General features: G+C 61.3%; 26 protein-coding genes. 12 read left to right on the forward strand and 14 right to left on the reverse strand.

Annotated features, from left to right (window positions below; genetic code table 11):
* From FFS45_RS29175 to FFS45_RS29190, 4 genes are all read right to left on the reverse strand, one after another.
* Window positions 1-1,332, reverse strand: a 1,332-nt coding sequence (locus FFS45_RS29175) for a reverse transcriptase family protein (protein ID WP_137958168.1), incomplete at its 3' end; no start/stop codon positions are given.
* A 325-nt stretch (window positions 1,333-1,657) separates the two neighbouring features.
* Entirely contained in the window at window positions 1,658-1,969 is a 312-nt protein-coding gene (locus FFS45_RS29180; protein WP_137958111.1) for a hypothetical protein, read from the reverse strand.
* Between the two features lies 1 nt (window position 1,970).
* Complete coding sequence (locus tag FFS45_RS29185) at window positions 1,971-3,329, reverse strand: acyclic terpene utilization AtuA family protein (RefSeq protein WP_137958112.1); 1,359 nt, start codon at window positions 3,327-3,329, stop codon at window positions 1,971-1,973.
* Between the two features lie 15 nt (window positions 3,330-3,344).
* A complete protein-coding gene (locus tag FFS45_RS29190) occupies window positions 3,345-4,649 on the reverse strand; it encodes a citrate:proton symporter (RefSeq protein ID WP_137958169.1) in 1,305 nt (434 codons plus the stop codon).
* A 99-nt stretch (window positions 4,650-4,748) separates the two neighbouring features.
* On the opposite strand from FFS45_RS29190, the gene FFS45_RS29195 reads away from it, so the two are divergent.
* Window positions 4,749-5,660, forward strand: coding sequence for a LysR family transcriptional regulator (locus FFS45_RS29195; RefSeq protein WP_137958113.1), 912 nt, complete (start codon window positions 4,749-4,751; stop codon window positions 5,658-5,660).
* 337 nt (window positions 5,661-5,997) lie between these two features.
* Here the strand turns inward: FFS45_RS29195 and FFS45_RS29200 are convergent, their stop codons facing one another.
* A complete protein-coding gene (locus FFS45_RS29200) occupies window positions 5,998-6,852 on the reverse strand; it encodes an AraC family transcriptional regulator (RefSeq protein ID WP_137958114.1) in 855 nt (284 codons plus the stop codon).
* 306 nt (window positions 6,853-7,158) lie between these two features.
* Here FFS45_RS29200 and eat point away from each other — a divergent pair, with 306 nt between their 5' ends.
* From eat to eutC, 3 genes are read left to right on the forward strand one after another with little or no spacing between them, the layout of a single operon-like run.
* Window positions 7,159-8,562 carry an ethanolamine permease gene (eat, locus tag FFS45_RS29205; protein ID WP_137958115.1) on the forward strand — a complete coding sequence of 468 codons (1,404 nt, stop codon included), beginning with the start codon at window positions 7,159-7,161 and terminating at the stop codon, window positions 8,560-8,562.
* Window positions 8,563-8,605: 43 nt separating this feature from the next.
* Entirely contained in the window at window positions 8,606-10,000 is a 1,395-nt protein-coding gene (locus FFS45_RS29210; RefSeq protein ID WP_137958116.1) for an ethanolamine ammonia-lyase subunit EutB, read from the forward strand.
* Entirely contained in the window at window positions 9,997-10,791 is a 795-nt protein-coding gene (gene eutC, locus FFS45_RS29215; protein WP_137958117.1) for an ethanolamine ammonia-lyase subunit EutC, read from the forward strand. The genes FFS45_RS29210 and eutC overlap by 4 nt, the downstream gene beginning before the upstream one ends.
* Before the next feature lie 6 nt (window positions 10,792-10,797).
* On the opposite strand, the gene FFS45_RS29220 is transcribed toward eutC, so the two are convergent.
* From FFS45_RS29220 to FFS45_RS29235, 4 genes are all read right to left on the reverse strand, one after another.
* Window positions 10,798-11,190, reverse strand: a complete 393-nt coding sequence (locus FFS45_RS29220; protein ID WP_137958118.1) for a DUF779 domain-containing protein — start codon at window positions 11,188-11,190, stop codon at window positions 10,798-10,800.
* A gap of 69 nt (window positions 11,191-11,259) precedes the next feature.
* Window positions 11,260-12,780 carry an aldehyde dehydrogenase gene (adh, locus tag FFS45_RS29225; protein WP_137958119.1) on the reverse strand — a complete coding sequence of 507 codons (1,521 nt, stop codon included), beginning with the start codon at window positions 12,778-12,780 and terminating at the stop codon, window positions 11,260-11,262.
* Between the two features lie 327 nt (window positions 12,781-13,107).
* Window positions 13,108-13,458: a zinc ribbon domain-containing protein gene (locus tag FFS45_RS29230; protein WP_349292331.1), complete on the reverse strand. Its 351-nt coding sequence runs from the start codon at window positions 13,456-13,458 to the stop codon at window positions 13,108-13,110.
* A gap of 53 nt (window positions 13,459-13,511) precedes the next feature.
* Window positions 13,512-15,605, reverse strand: a complete 2,094-nt coding sequence (locus FFS45_RS29235; RefSeq protein ID WP_249362976.1) for a heavy metal translocating P-type ATPase — start codon at window positions 15,603-15,605, stop codon at window positions 13,512-13,514.
* A gap of 72 nt (window positions 15,606-15,677) precedes the next feature.
* On the opposite strand from FFS45_RS29235, the gene FFS45_RS42505 reads away from it, so the two are divergent.
* The 6 genes from FFS45_RS42505 to FFS45_RS29265 all read left to right on the forward strand — a co-directional run bounded on the left by FFS45_RS42505 (window position 15,678) and on the right by FFS45_RS29265 (window position 20,643).
* Window positions 15,678-16,277, forward strand: a complete 600-nt coding sequence (locus FFS45_RS42505) for a hypothetical protein (protein ID WP_249362977.1) — start codon at window positions 15,678-15,680, stop codon at window positions 16,275-16,277.
* Between the two features lie 49 nt (window positions 16,278-16,326).
* Window positions 16,327-16,758, forward strand: a complete 432-nt coding sequence (gene cadR / locus FFS45_RS29245) for a Cd(II)/Pb(II)-responsive transcriptional regulator (protein ID WP_137958122.1) — start codon at window positions 16,327-16,329, stop codon at window positions 16,756-16,758.
* A gap of 95 nt (window positions 16,759-16,853) precedes the next feature.
* Window positions 16,854-17,039, forward strand: a complete 186-nt coding sequence (locus tag FFS45_RS29250) for a hypothetical protein (protein WP_137958123.1) — start codon at window positions 16,854-16,856, stop codon at window positions 17,037-17,039.
* Window positions 17,040-17,060: 21 nt separating this feature from the next.
* Window positions 17,061-18,473 carry an ATP-dependent RNA helicase DbpA gene (gene dbpA / locus FFS45_RS29255; RefSeq protein WP_137958124.1) on the forward strand — a complete coding sequence of 471 codons (1,413 nt, stop codon included), beginning with the start codon at window positions 17,061-17,063 and terminating at the stop codon, window positions 18,471-18,473.
* A gap of 156 nt (window positions 18,474-18,629) precedes the next feature.
* Window positions 18,630-19,784 (forward strand): pyridoxal phosphate-dependent aminotransferase, encoded by a 1,155-nt coding sequence (locus FFS45_RS29260; protein ID WP_137958125.1) that lies wholly within the window; start codon window positions 18,630-18,632, stop codon window positions 19,782-19,784.
* A gap of 76 nt (window positions 19,785-19,860) precedes the next feature.
* Window positions 19,861-20,643, forward strand: a complete 783-nt coding sequence (locus tag FFS45_RS29265) for an ABC transporter substrate-binding protein (RefSeq protein ID WP_137958171.1) — start codon at window positions 19,861-19,863, stop codon at window positions 20,641-20,643.
* Window positions 20,644-20,649: 6 nt separating this feature from the next.
* Here the strand turns inward: FFS45_RS29265 and FFS45_RS29270 are convergent, their stop codons facing one another.
* The 5 genes from FFS45_RS29270 to FFS45_RS29290 form a co-directional block, all read right to left on the reverse strand.
* The gene (locus FFS45_RS29270) at window positions 20,650-21,999 is read right to left on the reverse strand and encodes an FAD-dependent monooxygenase (protein WP_137958126.1); all 1,350 of its coding nucleotides are present in this window, start codon (window positions 21,997-21,999) and stop codon (window positions 20,650-20,652) included.
* Window positions 21,996-22,655 (reverse strand): PadR family transcriptional regulator, encoded by a 660-nt coding sequence (locus FFS45_RS29275; RefSeq protein ID WP_137958127.1) that lies wholly within the window; start codon window positions 22,653-22,655, stop codon window positions 21,996-21,998. The genes FFS45_RS29270 and FFS45_RS29275 overlap by 4 nt, the downstream gene beginning before the upstream one ends.
* 93 nt (window positions 22,656-22,748) lie before the next feature.
* Window positions 22,749-23,153 carry a DUF2471 domain-containing protein gene (locus tag FFS45_RS29280; protein ID WP_137958128.1) on the reverse strand — a complete coding sequence of 135 codons (405 nt, stop codon included), beginning with the start codon at window positions 23,151-23,153 and terminating at the stop codon, window positions 22,749-22,751.
* Window positions 23,154-23,191: 38 nt separating this feature from the next.
* On the reverse strand, window positions 23,192-23,473 hold the full coding sequence (locus tag FFS45_RS29285) for a hypothetical protein (RefSeq protein WP_137958129.1): 282 nt from the start codon (window positions 23,471-23,473) through the stop codon (window positions 23,192-23,194).
* Between the two features lie 244 nt (window positions 23,474-23,717).
* Window positions 23,718-24,662 carry a hypothetical protein gene (locus FFS45_RS29290; RefSeq protein ID WP_137958130.1) on the reverse strand — a complete coding sequence of 315 codons (945 nt, stop codon included), beginning with the start codon at window positions 24,660-24,662 and terminating at the stop codon, window positions 23,718-23,720.
* 611 nt (window positions 24,663-25,273) lie between these two features.
* Between FFS45_RS29290 and FFS45_RS29295 the strand changes: the two genes are divergently transcribed.
* Window positions 25,274-25,897 (forward strand): hypothetical protein, encoded by a 624-nt coding sequence (locus FFS45_RS29295; RefSeq protein ID WP_137958131.1) that lies wholly within the window; start codon window positions 25,274-25,276, stop codon window positions 25,895-25,897.
* 2 nt (window positions 25,898-25,899) lie between these two features.
* Entirely contained in the window at window positions 25,900-26,664 is a 765-nt protein-coding gene (locus FFS45_RS29300; protein WP_137958132.1) for a peptidoglycan recognition family protein, read from the forward strand.
* Window positions 26,665-26,916: the final 252 nt, after the last annotated feature.

Below are 26,916 nucleotides of genomic sequence, written 5' to 3' on the forward strand. Positions count from 1 at the left end.
CTCCCACCCAATCCGCCCAAAAATCACCTTAAGCTTCGCCCCCCGCACCGGATTCAACATAACCGCCTGCGCAACCCTCCCCTGCAAATGCGCCCGAAAATCCGCACGCCCCTCCCGATTCTGCGAAGCAGCCCCATACCGAACACAATTCGTCAAAATCGCCTTAAGCCTATCGAACTCACTCCGCGCGAGATTCGGATGCCGGTTCACCACCACCCCAGCCAGGTGTTGCCTGGCACCGCGCCGCATCACCCGCGTCTTGCGCAACTGAATCGAGAATCCCTCTTCGAGCGCGATAGCAGCCACCCGAACTTCAAATCTCTCAATGATCCGCGCCAGATCCTCACCACCAGAAAACGCCAGATCATCCGCATACCGCGTATAACTCGCCCCAACCGCACGCGCCAGCCCCTCAAGCCGCAGATCAAGCCGATACGCACACAGATTAGCCAGCGCCGGCGACGTAGGCGCACCCTGCGGCAGATGCCGCGTCCGATATCGCTGCCGCTCCAGCCAGTCCATCCTGTCGCGCACATCCGCAGCCAGCAAACGCGCACTGGGAACCCGATTCGTACAAAGTGCAGTAAGAGCCCGCGCAACTTCCAGCGGATACCCCAACGTCCGCATAAGCGCATGAACACGCGGAGCATGAACCGACGCAAAAAAATCCGCCAGATCAAACCGAACCACCACGGCCTTCCCGGCATGCGGCGCGGCATAAGTCACAGTGTTACGCCCCTTGCGGAACCCATGCACACAATCGTGCACCGGAACCCGCTCAAGCAGACCGTGCAGAATCTTGCGCTGCAGACTCCGCAAGCGCGACTTCGGAATCTCGATCAACCGGCACCGGCCATCGCGCTTCTCGATCGCCTTGTATGTGTAATGGTGCAGCGGCGAATCTGCACCGCGCGCTGGCACACGCCACCGGTCTGCAAGCCAATCCAACTCGCCAGCCTCGACTTCCAGCCATGCAGCCAAATCACCGAGCGTAGGCAACTGCGGCAACGCAACCTCACGCAAGCGCGGCGGAGGCAGCTTCTGCACCGGTGGACGCCGCAGCAGGCGCACGACGAAAGGCCGCGTGTCACTACGCCAGGCAGCAACGAATCCCGGTGTATTCGCCACCACCATCGACACTTCGCTACTTTCGACGCTATCCCAACGTGCTCCGAAGCGCTTGACCACCTCGCGCACCAAGCCCAGCATCCAATCCAACCGGACACCTAACGAAGCGCTCATGCGCTCGACCATCGAATCCGGTTCGGCCGGCCCCGCGAGCATGGCGTCGGCAATGGCATAGGTGATCTGTTGCAGGGAAGATAAGCGCATAGCGTGAAATGAGGCGGGCCGGCGAGTCAACGCGTCTGGTGCTGCGTGAGCTCTCTTGCGTAGGACGCAAAGCTGGCTCATGCGACGAACTGCGGAGATCATGCCGATCCACGGGGTAGCCCCGTAGTGCCTGGAACGTTGACTGCCCGGCCCTTGGCAAGCTTGACCCGCCGTCCCGCGAGGTGACAATAATCGAGCGCCAAACGGCTGTCAACGCTCGGGTCTATTCGCGCACTTTTAAGATAGATGAGACTCGACTTCGCGCGTTATGCGCTCGACACCGATGCGCCGGCCAGGCATCAGTTGTCGTGCGTGTCATCGGAGATCAAACCCGCCCCGGTATCTCCAGATCCAGCAACGCCGAACTAACCGATTTCCCGTGCGCATCAATCGCCAGCGAACGCGTCACCCCACCCCCAAGCGCATTTTTCAAAACAAAATTCATCGCACCGATCAGCGGCAGCTCATAGCGAATCACTTCACCACGCACGACATCGCTCAGATGGGCCTTAACCCGCTCCGCCGTGACATGCAAAAGCAGATGCGCATAGTCCTGCTCGTCATAGCAGATCACCGACACATTCAGCGTATCGCCCTTATCTCCAGTCCGCGAATGCGCGAGTTCCCTTAGCTTCATCTCAAACCTCCACGATCTCAAACGTGGGCTTCACCAGATCGCGCGGCAATAATACCGATTGCACAGCGACAACCTCGCGAGTGCTTTTACTCACACCACCGCCACCAGCCGGACCATTGGTATACAGCGTTTCCACTTCATTGCCTATCCGAACGGCATCTGCTTTGGACAATGTCCTCCCCGTCACACGAACCCTAACTTCATAAGGTTCCGCGTGGAAGCCACCAAGGGTCGACCCATAAAGCGAATCCACACCCATCAAATCAAAGCGCAGTTCACTCACATCCACCCCAATGATCGTCAGCCGCTCGCGCACGACATCCAGCGCTAACCGGCCACGCGCAACCGCGCCAGGACCACCATAAGAAATCTGTCCTTCGCCGATATACCCATCAACATAAGCCACCGAAACCTTAAGCGTTGCAGTGCGCTGCGTACCGCGCCCACCCACAACCCTCACACGATCCTTGCCCTCCTCCACAATCCTCACTTGCGTAAAATCGGCCACCACATCAGGCTGCAGATAGCGCTGCGGGTCGTGGATCTCATAGAGCAGTTGCTCCTTGCAGGTCGCAGGCGTCACGAAGCCCCCCGCATGCTCAACCTTGGTGATAACCACAGAGCCATCCGCCGACACCTCACCAATCGGAAACCCCAGTCGCGCGAGACCCGCAACGTCTTTAAACCCAGGATCAGCAAAGTACCCACCGGTAATCTGCCCGGCGCACTCCATCAGATGCCCAACCACAGTCGCTTGCCCAAGCCGGTCCCAATCGTCAAATCCCCAGCCGAACTCATGAATCAACGGCGCGGTGAACAGCGACGGATCCGCCGCACGTCCGGTCAGCACAACGTCCGCACCTGCTTCCAGCGCTGCCACAATCGGCGCAGCGCCAAGATAAGCGTTGGCGCTCACGATGCGCTCGTCGAACCCAGCCACGGCTTCGCCCGACTCTTCAAAGTGGCAATCACCGCGCCGCACCACATCGAGCACATCGTCACCGGTCACCGCAGCGACCTTCAAACCACCCAACCCAAGTGCTTTAGCGATCGAAGCCGTCTTACGCGCCGCAGCCAACGGATTAGCCGCGCCCATATTGGAGACGATCCGCACGCCATTACGCCTTGCAACCGGCAACACCGCCTGCATGCGCGCTTCAAGCAGCGGGTCGTACCCACTCTCAGGATCAATGCGTCGAGCCTGCTGCGCCAGCGCAATCGTTCGCTCAGCCAGGCATTCGAACACGAGATAATCGAGCGCGCCGTGCGTCGCCAGTTCTACCGCAGGCTCGATGCGGTCGCCCGAATACCCGGCGCCGGCGCCAATCCTGACAACCCGAGAAGGACTCGCTGTATTCATTGCAGTTCAACTCGATCAAAGAGGAAAAATACCCAGCACGACACAGGCGATCGTCATCACAATCGATGCGCCGAACAGGAGAGGAAAGGTGAACTTCTGATGGTCCGCGAGATCGATGCCGGTCAACCCGCACACGAGGAAGGTCGCGGGTGTCAACGGACTAATCGGAAAGCCGGTGGTCATCTGGCCCAGCAACGCCGCCTGGCCGATCTTCACTGCGGGCACGCCCAGTTGGCCCGCCACTTCAGCAATCACAGGCAAGACACCGAAGTAGAAAGAGTCCGGATCGAACAACAGGCTGAGCGGCATCGAAACCAGACCGAGCACAACCGGAATATGCGAGGCCATCGCGGCCGGCACGAAACCCACAGCCGTTTGCGCCATCGCCTTGAGCATTCCACTGCCTTGCATCACACCGGTAAAAACCCCGGCCGCGAGCAGAATCCCCGCCATCATCAACGCCGCGCGCGCATGCGCATCAATCCGCTGGCGCTGCATCTCGACATTCGGATAGTTCACGAGCAACGCCACGCACAGTCCAACCATGAAAACGAGCGCAGGCGGGACTTTCTCGCCCATCACAACCATCGAACCCAACACGATCACGGTCAGCACAATGTTGAACCAGAAGTTGCGCGGCCTGCGCAGCGCCTTCTGTTCCTCGCTCAGTTCGCGTTGCGGCATGGGCACGCTGCCCGCGGCTGCCGTGAGTCCAAGGCGTCTCTCTTCGCGGCGTCCGAGCCAGAAAGCCATCCCGAACACAAACACGAGACCAATGATCTGCACCGGAATCAGCGGATTGAATAGCTCGGAAATCGGCAGATGCAGCGAGGCCGAGGCGCGGATCATCGGCCCAGTCCACGGCAGGAAATTGATGCCTGCCGCCATCGACGCCGCCGCCGCCAGCACGCGCCGGTCCATGTTCAGGCGGTCGTAGAGCGGCAGCATCGCCGGGATGGTGACGAGAAAGCACACCGCGCCTGAACCATCGAGGTGGATCAGCAGCGCAAGCAGCGTCGTGCCCACGACAATGCGTGTCGGCCGGGTGCCGACGGTGCGCAGGATGCGGTCGATGATCGGATCGAGCGTGCCGGCATCGGTAATCGTGCCGAAATAGAGAATCGCAAACACGAACATACCGACCACGGGCGCGAGGCTCTTCAGCCCGTCGATCACGAACTTGCTGGTTTGCAGCCCGAAGCCGCCGATCAGCGAGGCCGCAATCGGCACGATGATCAGCGCGACCAGTGGCGACATGCGTTTGGAAAGGATCGCCGCGAGCAGAACGACGATGGTGGCCAGACCCAGTAGTGGCAGCACGTGGATGTCTCCGATCTTGTCTTTTAGTACCGACAAGCGTAGGTTCCATGCATGAATAGAGCAATTGAAATGATTTGATCGCAGTAATCACACTTCGTAATGGATCTGAATCTTCGCGAAATCCGCGCCTTTATCGCCGTTGCCGAAGCGGGCAGCTTTACGCGCGCCGCCGTGCGTCTGCACCTGTCCCAGCCTGCCTTGACGGTGCAGATTCGCCGGCTCGAGGAGACCTTGGGTGCGCGCCTTTTTGACCGCAACAGCCGCAACGTCGCACTGACGCCGGTGGGAAGGGAACTGCTGCCGGTACTGCAAAAGTCGCTGCGGGAGATGGAGCACGTGCTGCTCGACGCACGTGCGTTGAGCGATGGCTCGACCGGTACGGTGCGCATTGCCTGCTTGCCGTCCTTCGCCGCCAGCCTGCTGCCGGATCTTGTGCGTGAGTTCAGACGCGAGGTGCCGGGCGCGGCGTTCGATATCCGCGATGTGGTCGCAAGCGTCGTCAATCGCCTGGTGCGTAGCGAGGAGGCGGATCTGGGGCTAACCGGCGGCGAGCTGGTCGATCCCTCGCTCGAAGTGCTGTATGCCGGTGAGGACAAGCTGTGTATCGTTTGTCCGGCCGGTCACCCGCTCGCTCGCAAGCGCCGCATCACGCTGGAAAGCCTCGTGGATCATCCGCTCGTGCTGACCGCGGCGGGCACGAGCGTGCGCGCTGTCGTCGACGCCGCGTTCGAACAGGCGGGCGTAGCGCCCGTCCTCACCTGTGAACCGACGTACATGATGACTGCCGTCGCAATGGTCCGCGCCGGTTTGGGCCTGACCATCCTGCCGCGTTCATCACGAGAGATTCTCGCGGAATCGAGCGTGGTCGCGCGCGTGATCGACGATCCGCGCTTCGTCCGTCCTATTGCGCTCATCAAGAAGCGGGGCAGAACGCTGCCGCCGGTTTCGGAAGCGTTCGTGGCCGCAATTTCCCCGGCATTGGAACAGACGAAAGCAGCGAAGGGCAGGTAGCTGGAAGCGAGTTATCCACATCCGCATCTGGACAACCACGGGATAAGGCCCCTAACTTCCTGTGGGCCGAACTTTGATAAAGCAGCGGCCCTCGCAAGAGCCGCAAAAGTTGTCCCTGGCTCAGGATGCCTGTTCACGATCCGCCCTAAGGGTTATGGAATCCCTAGAGCGTTGATCTAGCAATGAAGATTGGAGTTATCCACAGAGAACACCTGCCCTTGTTAACTATTACTACGTATATATATGTATACAGAGAAAAACAAAAGCAAGGCACACGCTTGCAGCATTCGCTCCGCGCAAATGCGTGGCAAGCGCGCACTCAACCGTACCTAAAGCATCAGGCCAGCGGTAAGCAAATCTCCGTCACCAGATCAGACGGCGCAGTGTCTTTAGGGTTGTTCAGATACTCTTCAAACGCAGGTGCATCCGCCGCCTCGTGTCCGGACTGCACCAGCCATTCCCCATACAGCCATTGATAAGCCGCGGCCATATCCGCATACGGTCCCTTGTGCTGCAATACCGCGTAGCGTCCACCGCGCAGAGGCGTCAGAGAAACCGGCGCCGCCACCTCAACCGCATGCGGCAACACCACGCCAGCCTTCGACCGCAACGCCGCTTCGGCCACGACACCCGGATCGTCATAGTAAATGCCGACCATCCGCATCTCAGGACAAAGCAGGTCTCGCGCAGCCAGCCACCCCATCAGCGCATCGAAGGCCTTGCCGATCTGCATATACGAACCGACGTGATCGACGGTCACCACCTGAGTGGCCGGCACGTCCCGAATCACCACTTCACGCATCACCATTTCATCGTCTCCTGATCGTGCCGGCCGAAACCGGTTATGTGTGCCCTGCTTGCGATATTGCGCGGGCGGCATGCCGAACATCGCCCGAAACGTCCTCGAAAACGACTGCAAGCTGCTATACCCCGAGCGTTCGGCAATCTGCGCAATCGGCATTGAGCCGTTCGCGAGATATCCCGCCGCGCGATGCAAGCGCAACCTGCGCACGGTCGCGGCCACCGTTTCGCCGTACATCGCCTGGTAAATGCGGTGCCAGTGATAGGGCGACAAGCACGCGATCTCCGCGAGCCGGTCGATATCGAGCGGCTCGTCGAGATGATCGTAAATATGGTCGAGCACGCGGTTCAAACGCGCTTCGTAGCGTGCTCGCTGGCTAAGGTCATTCATATCGGTGGCAAGGAGAGCAGGCGTTGTATAGGAGCCAAGTTAGCACGTCCGGCTTTACCAAATCCTGCGGACTTTTCTACGGCTGCTAGATCACTAAAGCAAAAAATCGACCCAAACGGTGCTGCGCCGCAATAGGCTCCTCCTCTCACTGAAGGGCAAACCCGCAACATCTCCCCACCCAGCGATCTTTGCCGATTTTCGATAACGCCTCGATTAATGGCTCACTACCATCGCCTGAAACCTGACCGCTCACGCCCGCACCTTGCGGCGCGCAGCACAACAAGCGGCCAACCCAGGGAGCTCTCAATGAGATCAGAGTCGAAAAGCCAGCACGTCGGGACGGTCACGCATCACGAGCTGAAGCAGACGCTCGGTACATGGCAGTTGTGGGGGATTGCAGTCGGGCTCGTTATTTCGGGCGAGTATTTCGGCTGGAGCTATGGTTGGGCGAGCGCGGGCACGCTTGGCTTCGTCTTCACGGCGCTGTTTATTGCCGCGATGTACACCACCTTCATCTTTAGTTTCACGGAACTCACCACCTCGATTCCGCAAGCGGGCGGCCCGTTTGCCTACGCGCGCCGCGCCTTCGGCCCGACGGGCGGCTATATCGCAGGCGCCGCGACGCTGGTTGAATTCGTGTTCGCACCGCCGGCCATTGCGCTGGCTATCGGCGCTTATTTGCATGTGCAGTTCCCCGGACTCGAACCGAAGCATGCTGCCATGGGCGCGTATCTGGTGTTTATGGCACTGAATATTGTCGGCGTGCAGATTGCAGCGGCGTTCGAGCTGTTTGTCACGGTCCTTGCGATCTTCGAATTGCTGGTATTCATGGGTGTCGTGTCGCCCGGCTTCCAGTGGGCCAACTTCACGAAGGGCGGCTGGGCGGGCGCGGACACCTTCAGCATGGGCTCGTTCCACGGCATGTTCGCCGCGATTCCGTTCGCCATCTGGTTCTTCCTCGCTATTGAAGGCGTGGCGATGGCCGCCGAAGAAGCGAAAAACCCCAAGCGTTCCATTCCGATTGCCTACGTGACCGGCATCCTGACGCTCGTCGCGCTGGCGGTCGGTGTGATGGTGTTCGCGGGCGCCGCAGGCGACTGGACCAAGCTCTCGAATATCAACGACCCGCTGCCGCAAGCCATGAAATACATTGTTGGCGAGCATAGCGGCTGGATGCATATGCTCGTGTGGCTCGGTCTGTTCGGACTGATCGCGTCGTTTCACGGCATCATCCTCGGTTATTCGCGCCAGATCTTTGCGCTGGCCCGTGCCGGTTATCTGCCGGAGTGGCTCTCCAAGGTGCATCCGCGCTTCAAGACCCCACACCGCGCGATTCTTGCCGGCGGCGTGATCGGCATTGCGGCGATCTACAGCGACGAGCTGATCCAGTTCGCCGGCCAGACGCTGACCGCGAACATCGTGACGATGTCGGTGTTTGGGGCTATCGTGATGTACATCATCAGCATGCTGGCGCTGTTCAAGCTGCGCCGCGCGGAGCCGAACATGGAGCGGCCGTTCCGCGCGCCGCTGTTCCCGTTCTTTCCGGCGTTCGCACTGGTGGCCGCGGTGATTTCGCTGGCGACAATGGTCTACTTCAACCTTCTGGTTGCCTTTATTTTCGCGATTTTTCTGGTGCTAGGATACGTTTACTTCCTGCTGACGCGTCACCAGCGCGAAGTCGCGCCAGCGGACGCGCTGCTCGAAGAATGACGCATCAAGCCGCTGCGCGAGCAACGGCGACGGAGTAGTAGAGATGAGCTATACGGAGATCATCGGCAGCCGGACCTACCGGTTTGCCGATCTGAAAACGCTGATGGCGAAGGCGAGTCCGTTACGCTCGGGCGACCAGCTCGCGGGTGTTGCAGCGGCGAGCGAGGAAGAGCGCGTGGCGGCCAAGATGGCGCTCGCGCAAGTGCCGCTGCGCACCTTTCTCAACGAGGCGTTGATTCCGTACGAGAGCGACGAGGTCACGCGCCTCGTGATCGACGATCATTCCCCTGCCGCTTTCGCCGAAATCAGTCATCTGACGGTGGGCGATTTTCGTAACTGGTTGCTCAGCAGCGAGACCGATGCCGCCGCGCTCACCCGTATTACCGCAGGACTGACGCCGGAGATGGTCGCCGCGGTTTCGAAGCTGATGCGCAACCAGGACCTGATCGCCGCGGCGCGCAAGCGTCCGGTGATCACACGTTTTCGCAACACGGTGGGCTTGCCTGGACATATGTCGGTGCGCCTGCAACCGAATCATCCGACGGATGACGTCAAGGGCATTGCCGCCTCAATGTTAGACGGCCTGATGTACGGCTGCGGCGACGCGATGATCGGCATCAACCCCGCCACGGACAGCCTCGCTGCGATCACCACGCTGCTGCTGATGATCGACGACTTCCGGCAGCGCTATCAGGTGCCCACACAATCGTGCGTGCTGACTCACGTGACCAACACGATCGCCGCGATCGGCAAGGGCGCGCCGGTGGACCTGGTGTTCCAGTCGATTGCCGGCACGGAGAAAGCGAATGCGGGCTTCGGCATTTCGCTCGCGCTGCTGCAGGAAGCGTATGAAGCCGCGTTGTCGCTGAATCGCGGCACGGTCGGCAACAACGTGATGTATTTCGAAACCGGGCAGGGCAGTGCGCTCTCGGCGAATGCGTATCATGGCGTCGACCAGCAGACCTGCGAAGTGCGCGCCTATGCGGTGGCGCGCAAATTCAATCCGTTCCTTGTCAATACGGTAGTCGGCTTTATCGGCCCGGAGTATCTCTACGACGGCAAGCAGATCACGCGCGCCGGTCTCGAAGATCACTTCTGCGGCAAGCTGCTCGGCGTGCCAATGGGTTGCGACATCTGCTATACGAATCACGCGGAAGCCGATCAGGACGATATGGACAACCTGTTGACGCTGCTAGGCGTCGCGGGCATCAACTTCATCATGGGCGTGCCGGGTGCGGACGACGTGATGCTGAACTACCAGAGCACCTCGTTCCACGACGCCCTGTATGTGCGCGACGTGCTGGGCCTAAGACGCGCGCCCGAATTCGAGGAATGGCTGGAGTCGATGCAGATCACCGACACGCGCGGCATTCTGCTCAACGGCGTGACACAGCAGCCTCTGCTGGAAGGCGCGCGAGAGTGGATGGGCATCGCATGAGCAAGGACTTCCTCGAGAAGAATCCATGGAGCGCGCTGCGGCAGTTCACCAATGCACGCATTGCCTTGGGTCGCGCCGGCAACAGTCTGCCGACCGCTCCGCTGCTCGCCTTCAAACTGTCGCATGCGCAAGCCCGGGACGCAGTGCATCACCCGCTGGATGTGGTGGCGCTGCACGAGCAGCTACGCGCCAACGGCTTCACGACGCTCGATGTGCATAGCGCGGCGCCGGATCGTGAGCATTATTTGCGGCGCCCGGATCTGGGCCGGCGTTTGGCCGACGACAGCCGTGAAGCGCTCGAGCTGGAGCAGGCGGCCATCGAGCCGCCTGAAGTGGTGTTCGTGATCGCAGACGGATTATCGGCGTTTGCCGCCTCGAAGCAATCAATTCCGCTTTTGCAGGCGGTGTGCGCAAAACTCACGGATTGGAAAATCGGACCGGTCGTGGTGGCGCGGCAGGGACGGGTAGCGCTGGGCGATGAGATCGGCGAACTGCTGCGCGCGAAGCTCGTGGTCATGCTGATCGGCGAGCGTCCAGGGTTGAGCTCGCCGGATAGTCTCGGCATCTACCTGACGTATGAGCCTAAAGTAGGCTGTAGCGATGCGCAGCGCAACTGCATTTCGAACGTGAGACCCGAGGGCCTGAGTTACGCGGCAGCGGCGCACAAGCTGCACTATCTGCTCACGCATGCACGCCGTCTCGGTCTGACCGGGGTGGGACTGAAAGACGATAGCGACGCGCTGCTTGAAGCGGCGCCGGAAACACCCGCCATCACCGCGCCGCCGAAATAGCCCCATTCACGCATCGGCCCGCTCAACCGGATGCGTTTCCAGCCAGGCATTCTCATCGTCCTCAAAGAGCCGCGAGCGTGTCAGAAACCGCAACCCCGTAGGCCGTTCCAGCGAAAACATCCCGCCATTGCCCGGCACCACATCAATGATCAATTGCGTGTGCTGCCAGTACTCGAATTGCGACTCGCTCATATAAAACGGCACACCCGCAATCGTGCCCAGTTTCACATCGGCCGAGCCGACCATGAAATCGCTCACCGGAAAACACATGGGCGCGCTGCCGTCGCAGCATCCTCCCGATTGATGAAACAGCACCGGCCCATGCTCGGTCTGCAGCTTCCCGATCAACGCCGCCGCTGCAGGCGTCACGATCACGCGTTCCACTTCCTTGCCTGCCATAAACACTCCGCGCTGAAAAAGAGAGCGAGCCGTGCCACACGACCCGCTCGCAAGGAACGTCTGGATGGATCAGAAGAAGCCGAGCGGCTTCTGGCTGTAGCTGACGAGCAGGTTCTTGGTCTGCTGATAGTGATCGAGCATCATCCTGTGATTCTCACGGCCAATGCCCGATTGCTTGTAGCCGCCGAACGCCGCGTGCGCCGGATACGCATGATAGCAGTTGGTCCACACGCGACCCGCCTGAATGCCGCGTCCCATGCGATAGGCGCGCGTGCCGTCGCGCGTCCATACGCCGGCGCCGAGACCGTACAGCGTGTCGTTGGCGATTTCCAGCGCTTCGTCTTCGTTCTTGAAGGTTGTCACCGACACGACCGGTCCGAAGATTTCTTCCTGGAAAATGCGCATCTTGTTGTGGCCGCGGAACACGGTCGGCTTGATGTAGTAGCCTTTGCTCAGCTCGCCCTCGAGCGTGTTGCGCTCGCCGCCGATCAGGCATTGCGCGCCTTCCTGCTTGCCGAGATCGATATACGAGAGAATCTTTTCGAGCTGTTCCTGCGAGGCCTGCGCGCCGATCATCGTCTTGCTGTCGAGCGGATGGCCTTGCGTAATGGCTTCGACGCGTTTCAGCGCGCGTTCCATGAAGCGGTCGTAGATCTTCTCGTCGACCAGCACGCGCGATGGGCAGGTGCAGACTTCACCCTGATTCAGCGCGAACATCGTAAAGCCTTCGAGCGCCTTGTCGAAATAGCTGTCGTCGTGATCCATCACGTCAGCAAAGAAGATGTTCGGGCTCTTGCCGCCCAGTTCCAGCGTCACCGGAATGATGTTCTGGCTCGCGTACTGCATGATCAGGCGGCCGGTGGTCGTTTCACCGGTAAAGGCGATCTTCGCAATGCGCTTGTTCGAGGCGAGCGGCTTGCCCGCTTCGAGACCGAAGCCGTTCACGACGTTGACCACGCCGGGGGGAAGCAGATCCTGAATCAGTTCGAGCAGCACGAGGATCGAGGCGGGCGTTTGCTCGGCCGGCTTCAGCACGACGCAGTTGCCGGCAGCGAGAGCCGGCGCGAGCTTCCATACCGCCATCAGAATCGGGAAGTTCCACGGAATGATCTGTCCCACCACGCCGAGCGGTTCGTGGAAGTGATAGGCGATGGTGTCGTCGTCGATCTCGGAGATCGAACCTTCCTGGGCGCGCACGCAACCCGCGAAATAGCGGAAATGATCGATTGCCAGCGGGATATCCGCCGCCATCGTTTCGCGTAGCGGCTTGCCGTTATCGATCGTCTCCGCGACGGCGATACGTTGCAGATTCGCTTCCATGCGGTCCGCAATGCGGTTCAGGATATTGGCGCGCTCTGTCGTGGAGGTCTTGCCCCATGCGGCCTTGGCGCGATGCGCGGCATCGAGCGCGAGTTCGATATCGGCCTCGCGCGAACGCGGGATCGACGTGAACGGCTCACCTGTGATGGGCGAGACGTTGTCGAAATACTCGCCGCCAACCGGCTTCACCCATTCACCGCCGATAAAGTTCGCATACTGCTTTTTGTACGGGAATTCGGTGGTCAGAAACTGCATCTCTGCATGATTCATCTGTGTGCTCCTCACATGTTTGAATGGTGGGTATCCGGCGCGCTGTTCCGCTTGCCGCCCGTCGCATACGCCAGAAGCGTGCCAATGCGTGCCATGAATGAGCCGTGCTGGCCTGGTGGGCGCTAGAGGGGCCGTCCGCACGCCGGATCTGTTCAAGGTGTTCAGCGTTGCACGCGCCGATTCTGAACAGCGCGTGCACAGGCTGCTCAATAACTGAACAATCGTTGCTCGGCCCGCGGCGAGCTACCCAACAAACGCGCGAGTAAACGGAAACGGGCAGCACGAGGCTGCCCGTCTTATGGCTGTGTAGAGTTGTCGTGTGGCTTGCTAACCCAGTGCCGTCACAGGCGTTCCGCACTGCTGGCAGAACCGCGCGCCAATAGGCACCTCGGAGCGGCAGGTGCCGCACGCGAGCGGAACCAGCGCGGTACCGCACTGCTGACAGAAGTGGTCGCCGGGCGCACCGAACGCGCGGCACTTCGGACAGGCTGCGGTGATGGCGCTCGCCGGCAGCGGCTGGCTACTTCGGTACGGCGGCAAACTATTGCTTGAAGCATGGTGAGCACTGCCGCCGTGGTTGCTTCGTCCGCTTCTGTGATGACCGCCACCTTGATGGCCGCCCAGCATTTTTCCCCAGAATCCCATGGCAATCTCCTTCGCCCAGTCTCGCTGAGCCATTCGCTACAGACCTGTAATCGACCCGATGCGCCACTCGATTCGCTACGCTACGCTTACTTGCGCAGGAGTCTCAGGCCATTGCCTACCACCAGCAGGCTGGCGCCTGCGTCGGCGAAGACGGCCATCCACATCGTGCCGTAGCCCATCAATGTGAGCGCCAGAAACACCGCCTTCACGCCCAGCGCCAGCGCAATGTTCTGCACGAGGACCGAGTGCGTCGCCTGCGAGAGCCGGATGAAGAGCGGAATCTTGCGCAGATCGTCGTCCATCAGGGCGACGTCCGCCGTTTCGATGGCGGTGTCGGTGCCCATCGCACCCATCGCGAAACCGATGTCGGCACGCGCGAGTGCTGGGGCATCGTTGATGCCATCGCCGACCATCCCGACCGTCGCGCCATTTGCCGCGAGTCCTTCGACCGCCTTGAGCTTGTCCTCCGGCAACTGGTCGCCGCGCGCCTGATCGATACCGACTTGCTGCGCGATCGCTTCGGCCGTGTGCGGGTTGTCGCCGGTCAGCATGGCGGTCTGCACGCCCAGCTTGTGCAGATCGGCAATCGCTGCACGGCTGCTGTCTTTCACCGTGTCGGCGACGGCGAAGAGGGCCAGCACGCGCTCGGCGTCCATCAGCATGACGACTGTCTTGCCCTGGCGTTCGAGCGCGTCGAGCCTGGCTTCGAGCGCCGCTGAGCAGCGGCCGAGTTCGTGCACGAGGCGGTGGTTGCCGAGCAGATACGACACGCCGTCGATGGTGCCGCTTACACCGCGTCCGAGAATCGCTTCGAAGCTCTCGACCTTCGATGTCGCGATGCCGTCGGCTTTGGCCGCGTTCGCAACGGCCTGCGACACCGGATGGTCCGAGCGGCCCGCGAGGCTTGCGGCAAGGCTGCGGCAGCGAGCGAGGTCGAGATCCGCGCGCAGTTCGAAGTCCGTCTGCACCGGTTTGCCATGCGTGATCGTGCCGGTCTTGTCGAGCGCGAGCCACTTCAGCTTGCGCCCTTGTTCGAGGTACGCGCCACCCTTGATCAGAATGCCTTGGCGGGCGGCAGCGGCGAGGCCGCTGACGATCGTCACCGGCGTCGAGATTACCAGCGCACACGGGCAGGCGATCACCAGCATCACCAGCGCCTTGTAGACCCAGTCATGCCACACGCCACCGAACAGCAGCGGCGGGACTACTGCCACGGCCAACGCCACGGCGAATACGATCGGCGTGTAGACGCGGGCGAACTGGTCGACGAAGCGCTGCGTCGGCGCCTTCGAACCTTGGGCTTCCTCGACGGCGTGGATGATGCGCGCGAGCGTGGTGTTGCTGGCGGCGGCTGTCACGCGATAGTCGAACGAACCGGCCTGGTTGATGGTGCCGGCGAACACGGCGTCGCCCTCGGTCTTGTCGACCGGCAGGCTTTCGCCGGTGATCGGCGCCTGGTTCACGCTCGAACGGCCGCTGACGATCTCTCCGTCCAGCCCGATACGCTCACCCGGTTTCACGCGCACGATATTGCCCGGCGTGACCGATTTGATATCGACGGCGCGCCAGTTGCCGTCGGGTTGCTTGACCGTGGCCTGTTCAGGCGTCAGTTGCATCAGGCCTTTGATCGCATTGCGGGCGCGGTCGAGCGACTTGGCTTCGATCAGTTCGGCGATCGTGAACAGGACCATCACCATTGCCGCTTCCGGCCATTGACGCAGGACCAGTGCACCAGTGACGGCGATGCTCATCAATGCGTTGATGTTGAGATTGCCGTTGCGGATGGCGAGCCAGCCTTTCTTGTAGGTGGTCAGGCCGCAGGAGAGCACCGCGACGATTGCCAGCGCCGCCGCGAGCCACGTGGGTGCGCCGAGCCAGCTAGCCGCTTCCGAGCCTACGGCTGCCGCGCCGGCGAGCGCCAGCGGCCACCAAGGCTTGGGCGGCGCAGCGGGGGCGCTTTCCAGCGGGGCGGCGGCGTCCGCCAGTTGCGGATCGAAATCGAGCGAGCGCAGGCTTGCCAGGATCGAACCCAGCGCCTCCGGGGTGTGCACGACGGTGAGCACGCGCTGCATCAGGTTGAAGTCGAGGCTGCGCACGTATGGCATGCGGCCGAGCTTCTTGCGGATCAGCGCCTCTTCGGTCGGGCAATCCATCTGCATGATGCGGATGGAGGTGCGCACGTTGTCGCCGATCACTTCGGGACCGGAGAGCTTGGCCAGGACGGCGGGGGCGGCGGAGCAGCAGGAGTCGGCGTGGTTGTGGGCGTGATCGTGGCTGTGGCCGTCATGGCCGGCGTGTGCGTGATCGTGCTTGTGACCGTCAGCATGCCGGTGGTCGTGGTCGCAGCTGCTGGCGTGCTTATGCTCGTGATCGTGATCGTGTTCGTGTTCGTGAGCGTGGCCCTCGGCGTGTGCGTGAGCGTGCTTATGGCCGTCAGAGTGGCCGTGCGCATGGCCGCAGCCACCGGCGTGGTGATGCTCGTGAGCGTCCGCATGGCCGTGGGCGTGATCGTGCGTATGCCCTTCAGCTTCGCCGTGCGCATGCCCGCATCCGGCCCCTTTACCGTCTGCCCCGTCGTGATCATGGGAATGCGCGTGCTCATCCCCCTCCACAACGGCGACATCCGCCTCATGATCGTGCCCGCAATTCCCGCCGCCGTGCGCATGGTCATGGTGTTCCCCAGGCGCGTGAGCATGCGGCTGATGACCGGCATGACCATCTTCATGGTCATCGGTTTCCTTCAGAACCCGCTCTGGGTGGGCGTGAGCGCACGATTTACCGTGCTCGTGACGGTGCGTTTCGGCGTGGCTGGCGTTAGGCATGGTGGCTTCCTGGCTAGATTTGTGGTCTAGTAAACACCTTGAAGCCACTACAAGGTCAAGGCCGCAATCCGGAGGCTCCATGAAAATCGGCGAACTCGCGAAGATTGCCCACTGCACCACCGAAACCATCCGCTTTTACGAAAAAGAGGGTCTGTTGCCCGAAGCGGACCGCACCGAAGCGAATTACCGCAGCTATGCGGCGCGGCACGTCGAACGCCTGCGCTTCATCCGCAACTGCCGGGCGCTCGACATGACTCACGACGAGATCCGCGCCCTGCTGCGCTTGACCGATGTCCCGGCCGACGGCTGCGGCGCGATCAACGCGCTGATCGACGAGCACATCGCGCACGTGGATACGCGGATCGACGAGCTCAAGCAGCTCAAGGCGCAATTGACGTCATTGCGCGAGCAATGCCAGATCGAACAGGCCGTAGAGGATTGCGGCATCGTCCACGGGCTCACCGACATGGAAGTGAGCGCACCCCGCTCCCGTCATACCCATCTGGGTTGAGCGGGCGCTGGCCCGCCCGAACCTGTCACTCTGCCGCATGCGCGATGCCTGCGGCAGGGCCGAACCAATCAACGAATCGAAGTTGGAGAATCAACGTGTTCAAGTGTAGAAACCAGTCCTGCGAAGCACAGTGGGAGCAAGCGGACGTCGTGATCAAGAACGAGGGCCAAGGGCTCCTGTTCCGCTGCCCGATGTGCGGCGCGCGCAATTACGTCGAGCGTTTCGACGCGGACGATGGCTCGGTGGTCTACGAGCAGATCGACGGCCGTCCTTTCCTGTAAGCCCATCCGAGCCATCGACACATGAACAGTCCCACGACCACCGCCGCGCCCGCAGGCGCCCCGTTCAGCCTGCTGCCGCTGGCGCCGGCGATGCTCGCCAACCTCGCGCAGCTTGGCTACGTCGACATGACGCCGATCCAGGCCGCGAGCCTGCCGATCGCGCTGGCCGGCCACGATCTGATCGCCCAGGCGAAAACCGGCAGCGGCAAGACCGCGGCGTTTTCGCTCGCGTTGCTGGCGCGCCTCGACGCGCGCAACTTCGACGTACAGGCGATGGTGCTGTGCCCGACGCGTGAACTGGCCGACCAGGTCACCCAGGAAATCCGCCGCCTCGCCCGAGCCGAGCAAAACATCAAGGTGCTGACGCTCTGTGGCGGCACGCCGATGCGTCCTCAGACCGCGAGCCTTGAGCAAGGCGCACATATCGTGGTCGGCACGCCGGGTCGCGTCATGGATCACCTCGAGCGCGGCAGTCTCGCGCTGGGCGCGCTGAACACGCTGGTGCTCGACGAAGCCGACCGGATGCTCGATATGGGCTTCTTCGACGACATCGCCACGGTGGCGCGTCAATGCCCGAAGGAACGGCAGACGCTGTTGTTTTCCGCAACCTATCCCGATGGCATTGCCAAGCTGAGCCAGCAATTCTTGCGCAGTCCGAAGGAAGTGAAGCTCGAAGAGCAGCACGACAACAGCAAGATCCGGCAACGCTTCTATGAAGTGACGGAAGACGGCCGGCTGCATGCAGTTGGCCTGTTGTTGAATCACTACCGCCCGGTCAGCACGCTGGCGTTCTGCAATACCAAACAGCAATGCCGCGATCTGCTCGACGTGCTGCGCGCGCAAGGTTTTCATGCGCTCGCGCTGCACGGCGAACTCGATCAGCGCGAGCGCGATCAGGTGCTGATCCAGTTCGCCAACCGCAGTTGTTCGGTGCTGGTGGCAACGGATGTCGCGGCGCGCGGTCTGGACATCGCGCAACTCGAAGCGGTGATCAACGTCGACGTGACGCCGGATCCCGAGGTGCACGTGCACCGCATCGGGCGCACGGGCCGCGCCGATCAGGAAGGCTGGGCGCTGAGTCTCGCGAGCATGAACGAGATGGGCCGAGTCGGCGGTCTCGAACAGGTGCAGGGGCGCGAGGTCGAATGGCATCCGCTTTCCGAACTGACTTCGACCAGCAATGAGCGCCTGCTGCCGCCCATGGAAACGCTGCAGATTCTCGGTGGCCGCAAGGAAAAGATCCGCCCCGGCGACGTGCTCGGCGCGCTCACCGGTGAAGCGGGTTTCGCTGGTTCGCAGATCGGCAAGATCAACGTGACCGAGTTCTCGACGTATGTCGCCGTCGAACGCAGTGTCGCCCGCGACGCCTTGCGCAAGCTCAGCGCCGGCAAGGTGAAGGGCAAGAAGGTCAAAGTCCGTTTGATGGACGAGTAAGCGGTACCGGCGTTGCGCACGGCATGACATAAACTCATGCCGTGCATGACAAACTATCGATTGTGACCCCGCCCCGGCTGATGCCTAATCGTCAAACCGGCCGGGGCGCATGGAACACGCGCTCCGCTGCTTCGCAGTCAGACGGAGAAAGCATCCATGCAGAGCGCCTTGCACGCCCGCTCAAAATTGCCTGATGTAGGCACGACAATCTTTACCGTGATCGGCCAACTGGCCGCCCAACACGAAGCGTTGAACCTCTCGCAGGGCGCGCCGAACTTTGCGCCCGATCCGCAACTGGTGGAAGGTGTGGCCGCGGCCATGCGCGCCGGACATAACCAGTACGCGCCAATGGCCGGCATCGCCGCACTGCGCGAGGCACTCGCCGACAAGGTGGAGACTTTGTATGGCGTGCGTTATGACCCCGCCGCCGAAGTGACGGTGATCGCCAGCGCAAGCGAGGGGCTGTATTCGACGATCAGCGCCCTCGTGCACCCGGGCGACGAGGTGATCTACTTCGAACCGTCCTTCGACAGCTACGCGCCGATCGTGCGCCTGCAAGGCGCAACGCCGGTTGCGATCAAACTGTCGCTCACAGATTTCCGGGTGAACTGGGACGAGGTTGCCGCGGCGATCACGCCAAAAACCCGCATGATCATCATCAACACGCCGCACAACCCGACGGCGACCGTGTTCAACGACGCCGATATCGAACGCCTGAAGGCGGTCACGCGTAACACCAATATTGTGGTGCTGGCCGACGAGGTCTATGAGCACGTCGTGTTCGACGGCGCGCGGCATCAGAGCATGGCGTGTCACGCTGAACTGGCGGAACGCAGCGTGATTGTGTCGTCGTTCGGCAAGTCGTATCACGTGACCGGGTGGCGCGTGGGCTATTGCCTTGCCCCCGCCGAACTGATGGACGAGATTCGCAAGGTCCACCAGTTCATGGTGTTCTCCGCCGACACGCCAATGCAATACGCGTTCGTCGACGCGCTGGCGAATCCGCAAACCTATCTCGGGCTGTCCGCGTTCTATCAACGCAAGCGCGATCTGCTCACGCACGCGTTGCGCGACTCGCGTTTCGAATTGCTGCCGAGCGAAGGCAGCTTTTTCATGTTGGCGCGCTTTCGTGGCTTCTCCGACGAACGCGATAGCGATTTCGTCCTGCGCCTGATTCGCGATGCCCGGGTGGCGACGATTCCTCTCTCGGCCTTCTACACGGACGGAACGGATTCCGGCCTGATCCGGCTCAGTTTTTCGAAAGACGATGCCACGCTGATCGAAGGGGCGCGACGCCTCTGTGCGATCTGACGAGTGCCGCCGCCGGTCGTTGGCATCGCGACCGGCAGACTCGATATGACGTCAAATTCCAGGTGAAGAATCCATGATGAAACTGTTCAAACCCCTGTTGGCATTGGCATGCGCGCTGGCGTCGGTCTCTGCGTTCGCTGCCGACACTGGCGCGCTGCGCTTCGGTCTCGAAGCGCAATATCCGCCGTTCGAATCGAAAGGGCCGAACGGTGACCTGCAAGGCCTCGATATCGACATCGGCAGGGCGGTCTGCACGGCCGCGCATCTGAGCTGCAAGTGGGTTGAAACCTCGTTCGACGGTTTGATTCCCGCGCTCCAGGGCCGCAAGTTCGATGCGATCAATTCGGCGATGAACGCCACCGAGAAGCGCCGCCAGGCGATTGATTTCACCAATGTGATTTACCGCGTGCCCACGCAGTTGATTGCGAAGAACGGCAGCGGCCTCGAACCGACGCCTGAATCGCTGAAGGGCAAGCGTGTCGGCGTGCTGCAGGCGTCGATTCAGGAAACGTACGCGAAGGTGCACTGGGAAGCGGCAGGCGTCAACGTCGTGTCGTATCAGGACCAGAACCAGATCTACGCGGACCTCGGTGCGGGCCGGCTTGACGCGACGCTCGTGCTGGCGCCTTCCGGGCAATCAGGCTTCCTGTCGCGGCCGGATGGCAAAGACTTCTCGTTTGTCGGTCAACCGGTGCGCGACGACAAGATCCTCGGCGGTGGAATTGCTTTCGGACTGCGCAAGGGCGACACCGCGCTGCGTGACCAGCTCAACGCGGCGATTGCCAAAGTGCAGGCCGACGGCACGGTAAAGACGCTGGCGCAGAAGTACCTCGGCAATATCGACGTCACGCCGAAGTAGCCCGTATCAGTTGTTTTGCGCGACTTGATCGGCGCTGCGAAACGCGTTCTCGGCGTTGATCAGCCGGCGCTTGAGCAAGGGCACATTGTTCACCACGCGCAGGCCAGTGCGCATCGCGCCGAGCGCCACGCGCCCGACCACCGGACGGTGCAGCGCACCGCGGTCGTCGAACTGCTTGCGCGATTCCGCGACCGCGAGGAAACCGTAGCGGCGCATATCGGCCTCGTATCCTGCGACGGCATCATGCCCGGACAGCCTGCCTCTCTGAGCATCGCCCAGGCGCGCGGCCAGCAGTGCCGCATCGCGCAAGGCCGTATTGGCGCCGACGCCGCGACCCGGCGTCATCAGGTGCACCGCATCGCCGAGGACGGTTACGTTGGTGGTCGGCCACTCCTCGACCGGCAGCGAGGTGCGGACATCCACGCTAAAGGTCGTACCCGGATCGGACGCGCGAATCAGTGCACGCAGATTGGGATGCCAGCCATCTGTGATTTCCGTGGCGAGGGCGAGTAGCGCCGGTTGTCCGAGCGACTTCGGATCCGCCGGCAGATTGCGCAAGGCGCCCCAGACGCCCCACATCAGATAGTCGCGGCTGTTGTCGAAGAGCAGGCCAGGCCAACGCGCGAGTAGCTCGGCATCGTTGCTGCCGATGCCTTCTTTCGGACCCTCCGCACTCCACGGGAACTCCATGACATGAATGATCCCGCCGAATCCCTTCGGCGCGTTGATGAGCGTGATGCCGTCCAGCACTTTGGGCGGCAGCAGGGCACGCGACGCCTCGGTCATCGGCACCTTGGCCGCGATGCTGACGATGCCGGTGTTTTCGAGCCGGGCCTCCGGCAGCAACTGCCGACGCACCTTCGAACGCGCGCCATCTGCGCCGACCAGCAGATCGGCGGTGGCGTGCGTGCCGTCGGCGAAATGCGCGGTCACGCTGCCGTCAGCGTGCTGCTCGTATGAGGTGAAGGTCTTGTCGAAGTGAACGTGGTCCTCCAGACCTGTGAGCAGGACTTGCCGCAGGGTCATCCGGCTGACCGACTTGCCGCCGCTTAACGCTTCGTCGTCGATCGGCACGCACAACAGTTCAGTCATGCGCTCCGTCACGATATTGAAGTAACCCGGCGTGCGCGCGCAGGTGGCGAGAAAGGTGTCGAACAGATCAGGCGGCAAACAGGCCTTCAGCGCAGCGACACCCTGATCGTTGATGCCGACGCGGTAGCCCTGCAGACCGTCGACGCGGGTGCGATCGCGTTCGTAGACGGTCACATTGATGCCAGCCTGCTTAAGACCGTGCGCAAGACACAGGCCACCGGTGCCGGCGCCGATGATGATGACGTTCAAAGGTTCGCGGCTCATGCTTGAGTCTCCTTCCTGGCAGCGGGCTTGACTGGCTTGTAGGTGGATGCATCGGAGGGCAGGGTGAAGCGCTTGGCAATCTCGTCGAGCCACTCCGGGCTCCATGTCAGCGTGCCGGCCTTCAGATCGGCAACGACGCTGCTTACCCAGTCCCGTTCCACGACCAGTTGCGCGCGCACCAGTTCGCCTTCCAGCAGGAACAGGCGCGGAATCTGGATCGCGGTGGCCTCCTTGGTTGCAGCGTCCATGCGGGCCAGTTCGCGATCGAGCGCGCCGATGCGGGTTTCGAGCTGGCGGCGCACGTCGTCGGGCGACAGCAGCGGCAGGAACGAGAGCGCGGCCGGGAACGCCGGGAATTCGCGCGCCGGTTGCGCAAGCTGCTCGCGCAGCCAAAGCCGCGCGATGTCGCGGCCGGCTTCGGTAATTTCGTAGACCGTGCGCTCGGGAAACGCGCCGTCGCGCTCGGTTTCGCGAATTGCGATCAGGTCGGCACGCAGCAGACGGTCGATGGTCTGGTACAGGCTGTTGCGCTGGCCGACGTTGATCACCTCGTCCTTGCCGCGTGCTTTGATGAGCTGCTGCATCCGGTAAGGATGCATTGGCGCTTCGGTGAGCATGGCGAGGACGGCAAGAGCTAGGGGCGAGTGGCGGACCATAGGATATGACTAGTGCTGGAATATCTAGTCATAATATAACTATTGGGTCACGCTTAGCAAGCGGGTACTTCCGGTTCTGTTCGGTTCGATTCGTTAGTCGGATCCGCCGGCGTCGCCCGAGCCGGCCTGCAGTAGCGCACGTACGGTTAGATACACCACTGGCAGGTCGTCGTCGTCGCGCCGCCAGTCAACCGGTTCGTCAAGATCCCCTCCGGATAGACGGCTGTCGCCAAACCGGACAAACATCTCCCGCACGTGCTCTTTGTGTCTTGCGCGAAAGCCGGGGTTCTCGAACACCTGTTCGTCGATTGTTTGTAGCGTGCGCCAGGTCGGTGCTCGGCCGCCGATCGGGTAGGCGCGACGGCCGCTATCAAGGTGGCGCTTGGCGACGGTGACGATAACCTGCTGAAGGTCGAGCGAGGCGGCACGGAGCGCGCGCTCAAGGGCGATCGGATCGATGTCGCGGACATCCGCATCGAAGGCCGTGGCGTTGATCATGGTCTTATCTTCCTTGTAGATCGGGGCGACGCGTTGCTTTAAAGATGGTGTTTCGAAGGGGCTTGGCCTCGCTGCGCAAGCAACTGACGGATCTTGGCGAGATGGCTATCGCCGACCGTGCAGTCCTCAACGGGCCGGATGTGCTGGCGTGGCATGGGCGGGCGTACGCCCAGATAGCGGCATACCGCGGAGACATACGGCTTGCCGTTGCCTCCCAGATGCCGCGCAGCGGCAGCTACGCGCGCGTCGCCAGCGTGCTTGCACAACCAGGCGAGCGTCTCGCGGTCGTCGTCATTCAAGATGCGGATAAGCTGGTTCATGGCCTGACCCCTACCTGTATGAACATACATACTGTGAATTTATACAGTATTTTGGGTAGATGCAAGCGGAGAGTGAGGTTGACGATGAAGAGGGAGGAGGGAGCGGATACCACACGCCTAGGCGAGGGATCGATGCGGGGTGGTAGTTGGCAGGGCGAACGGCTTTTTCTGCGCGGAATCAGAGGATGCCGTGGAGCCGGATTGGACGAGGAAACTCCCCGGCAGTGCTTTACAGCGGCGCCGCTTACCGGTGGAAATTTCCGCCGAATGCGTTGCCACCGAACGCGCCCGCTCCGTAGCTAGGCGCGCCGAACGCCGCGGAGCCGAAGCTGGTGCCGCCGTCCGAGGCGTCGATTGCATTGGGGTTTCGGTAGCTCAGCTGCGCATGATTGGCAACAGCGAGGTCAGGCACCGTAGCGGCCTTTCTGTGCACGTCCTGGGTAATCAGCGGTGCTCCTCGACCATACACATAGCCCTGATCCAGTTGCAGCACGACGCCGACTCCGGGATTGCAACCGGTACCCACCGCGATGCTTTCGTAGCTGAATGCGCCTGCCGTGCCGATGCCTGTTGCGACCGCCCCTCCAACGTGCACAGCGTCGCACTGATTCGCCACAAACAGGACGGCGCTATTCGGAATCGCGACGTCGATGAGTTCAGCGCCGCCGACGAATACGGTTACGAGCTTGCCTGCGGCCAAGGTTCCGTTTTGTACTTCGCCGATTTTTATAAAGTCGACCTGCAGCGCGAAGCCGGTTAAGTGGTTCGCCTGCTGCTGCAAGGGGATGTTGTAGGGGGCGAGTCGCGGGCCGTCGTCGATTCCGGCGAAGCTCCCGCCGCTGGCGGTGATCCGCATGCCGATACCCGGAATATTGGTGCGGTAGACGTTGGCGAAATCCGCCACTGGAACCGGAGGCGTTACCAACCGCACCTCGCGCGCGTTCGACTTCCCGTTACAGACAAAGGGGATATCTTGCAGCGCGGCGACGTGGGCCGACCCGAGCGTGGCGCCCAGCGGCAGGTTCGGAGATACAGCAATATTCGTTGGGGGAAGGGTGAGATTCAGCGGCAGGTTTGCGCTGGTGGAGGCGCAATCGGCATGCGCCGACTGGATGCCGCCGATGCAGATGGCGACGACGACCGGCAGGTATCGAAGAATTTGAAAACAAAGCCGGATGTACGCTCGCATCTCTCTCACCTGACAACCGCCCGAGGATCATTCTGGGGCGATTTTACGGATATCGAGCGACCACGACGACGCTGGGTCTCTTACTGAATCTGACAAGGTAAGGCATTCGGCGGGAGTGAGGATTGCGTGCGAAGAAATGAAAAAGGTCAGCAATGCTTCGCCGTCGGCCGGAGGACGGTGTCTCCCGCAAAACCCAGCAAGGAGGCACGCCTACCTATGGCGACACATTGCGGTCATCGGCATCATCCCGGCGCACCGGCAGCAGCAGCGATGCCCCCACGCCACAGTAACAACCCGTGAACTGCAGTTTTCCTTTCGCTCCTACCAGCGGCAGTGATGCCAATCACCAGATTTGGTTGAGGCAAGCCCGCCAACAGCCAACTGGTCTTGACGAGCCACATCCGATTTCAATGCGCCAAAAGCGTCGCGCATTGTCGCTAATTTCCCAAATTTTCGAGACTTATCTGATTTTATTGGAGATCGGTTTTCTCGAGAATGTGTTTCGGACTGTGTATTCATCATGAACACGGAAGCCTTGGGGTGCAGGAGACGCGCTCATGCGAAGTTTCGCCTGCAGGAAATTGACTAACAGAGAAACAGTAGAGGTGTGAGTGACTACCTACTATGCAGCGGTCGAAGGCGATTCGCTTGACAGCGCCGAAGGCGGCCACATCTATGCGACAAAGAAAACCATTGGGGCCATTGCAGACGAAAACGGCAGGTCCCGCAATATGGTGTTCATCGGGGATGAGGGTTATTGCGCGAAGTGTAATAGCAGCGGCGTTATCACCTATGGCGCGGGTGTTAGTGAACGCAAGCGCATGGTTGATCTTGTCAACGGTGGCCGGCTCCAGGCTGTTGGTGGTGACATCGTTCTGTGCAAATGTGCTACGCCGCCCCGGATCGTTGCGGTTTATGGGCGCAAGTTCATGATATCGGACGGCGGTGACGTGACGCCCAGCGGCATCGCGGGAAATGCGATGGGCGCTACATCACCCGTGCCGCAGAAACCCGAGAAGCCATGCCATGTTCGCTGGTTCTTTGTATGGGACGCAGCTACTGGCGAGCCACTTCGCAACCGCAACTATTTTGCTGACGTTGCGGGTAAAAAGCACGCTGGTAAAACCGATGCGGGCGGTTACGTAAAGATCGAAACTGACGGCGAGCAGCCGCTTGATGTCCACGTGGTTTTTGCGTCACCAAAGCGCGCGCTAAAACCTTGCACGGAGGCCTGACTGTGGCAGATTACGAGATCGAACACTGGACTTCTGCGCGGACCGTCCCTGGCAGCAGCAAAGACGACGCCGTCTCGGTATCCGTCAACAATCGAGCCGCAACACGGCAAGTGATCATTACACGGTTGAAGCAGAAAGGTTATGCGCTTCTCGAGCGATCCTCGTGGCACGCAAAACCACCGAGGAACGCCCTAACTCCGACGAACTGGGACTATCAGGACATTGTGATTCACCATGCCGGGCACAGCTATTCGTGTGCGGTGGATGAGCAAGGTGCAATCGAACAAATCCAGAAGGCGCAGGGATATGACATGCGCAAGTTCTACGACATCGGTTATCACTATGCTGTCTCGTGTCCGGGCGAACTGATTGAAGCGCGCGATATCCGGTTCACGGGCTCACACGTCGCGGGCGACAACACCGGCAAGATAGGGATTGTCCTGCTTGAGAACTTGGCTGAGGCGGGCGAGGCGTGGCAGCAGGAGTACAGCCAGAAATCGCTTTGGCAGAAGCTTAAGGGATCGCTAGATATCGCCCGGGATGCCGTGGCTATCGATCATGCGATACCGACCCGAGCGCAGATTGACGCGTTATCTATCTTGGTTGGGACACTGCTAGAGTTTTTCAACGTCGCCGCTTTGGGAGGGCATCGCGAGTATCAACGCCTTGCGCCTGGCAATGAAGGGCGAGCATGTCCGGGGCGCTACGGTATGCAAGTGGTTGAGGATATGCGTGCGAAATTCGGACTCGCGGCACCGTCAAAGTGAAATTGCCCAACCAAGCTGTTGGTTAATGATGTATGTATGATGTTCTAGTTGCGCCTGAATTAACTGGCAGCGCTGTGAATTTAAAGTGTGCTCTCCCACTGGCAGACCGATCTGTCGCTCGATCGATCCAAGCCATTCGCTGCTACCGGGGTCCGGTCCGTGCCCTTCTCCATCAGAAATATCGAAGTAGTGACTAGAAAGGTATGAGAACCATTCTGGTGTGCATGGCTCGACTAAGGGCGCACGTGGCAA

The sequence above is a fragment of the Burkholderia sp. 4M9327F10 genome, from assembly GCF_005503145.1.
Classification (GTDB): domain Bacteria; phylum Pseudomonadota; class Gammaproteobacteria; order Burkholderiales; family Burkholderiaceae; genus Paraburkholderia.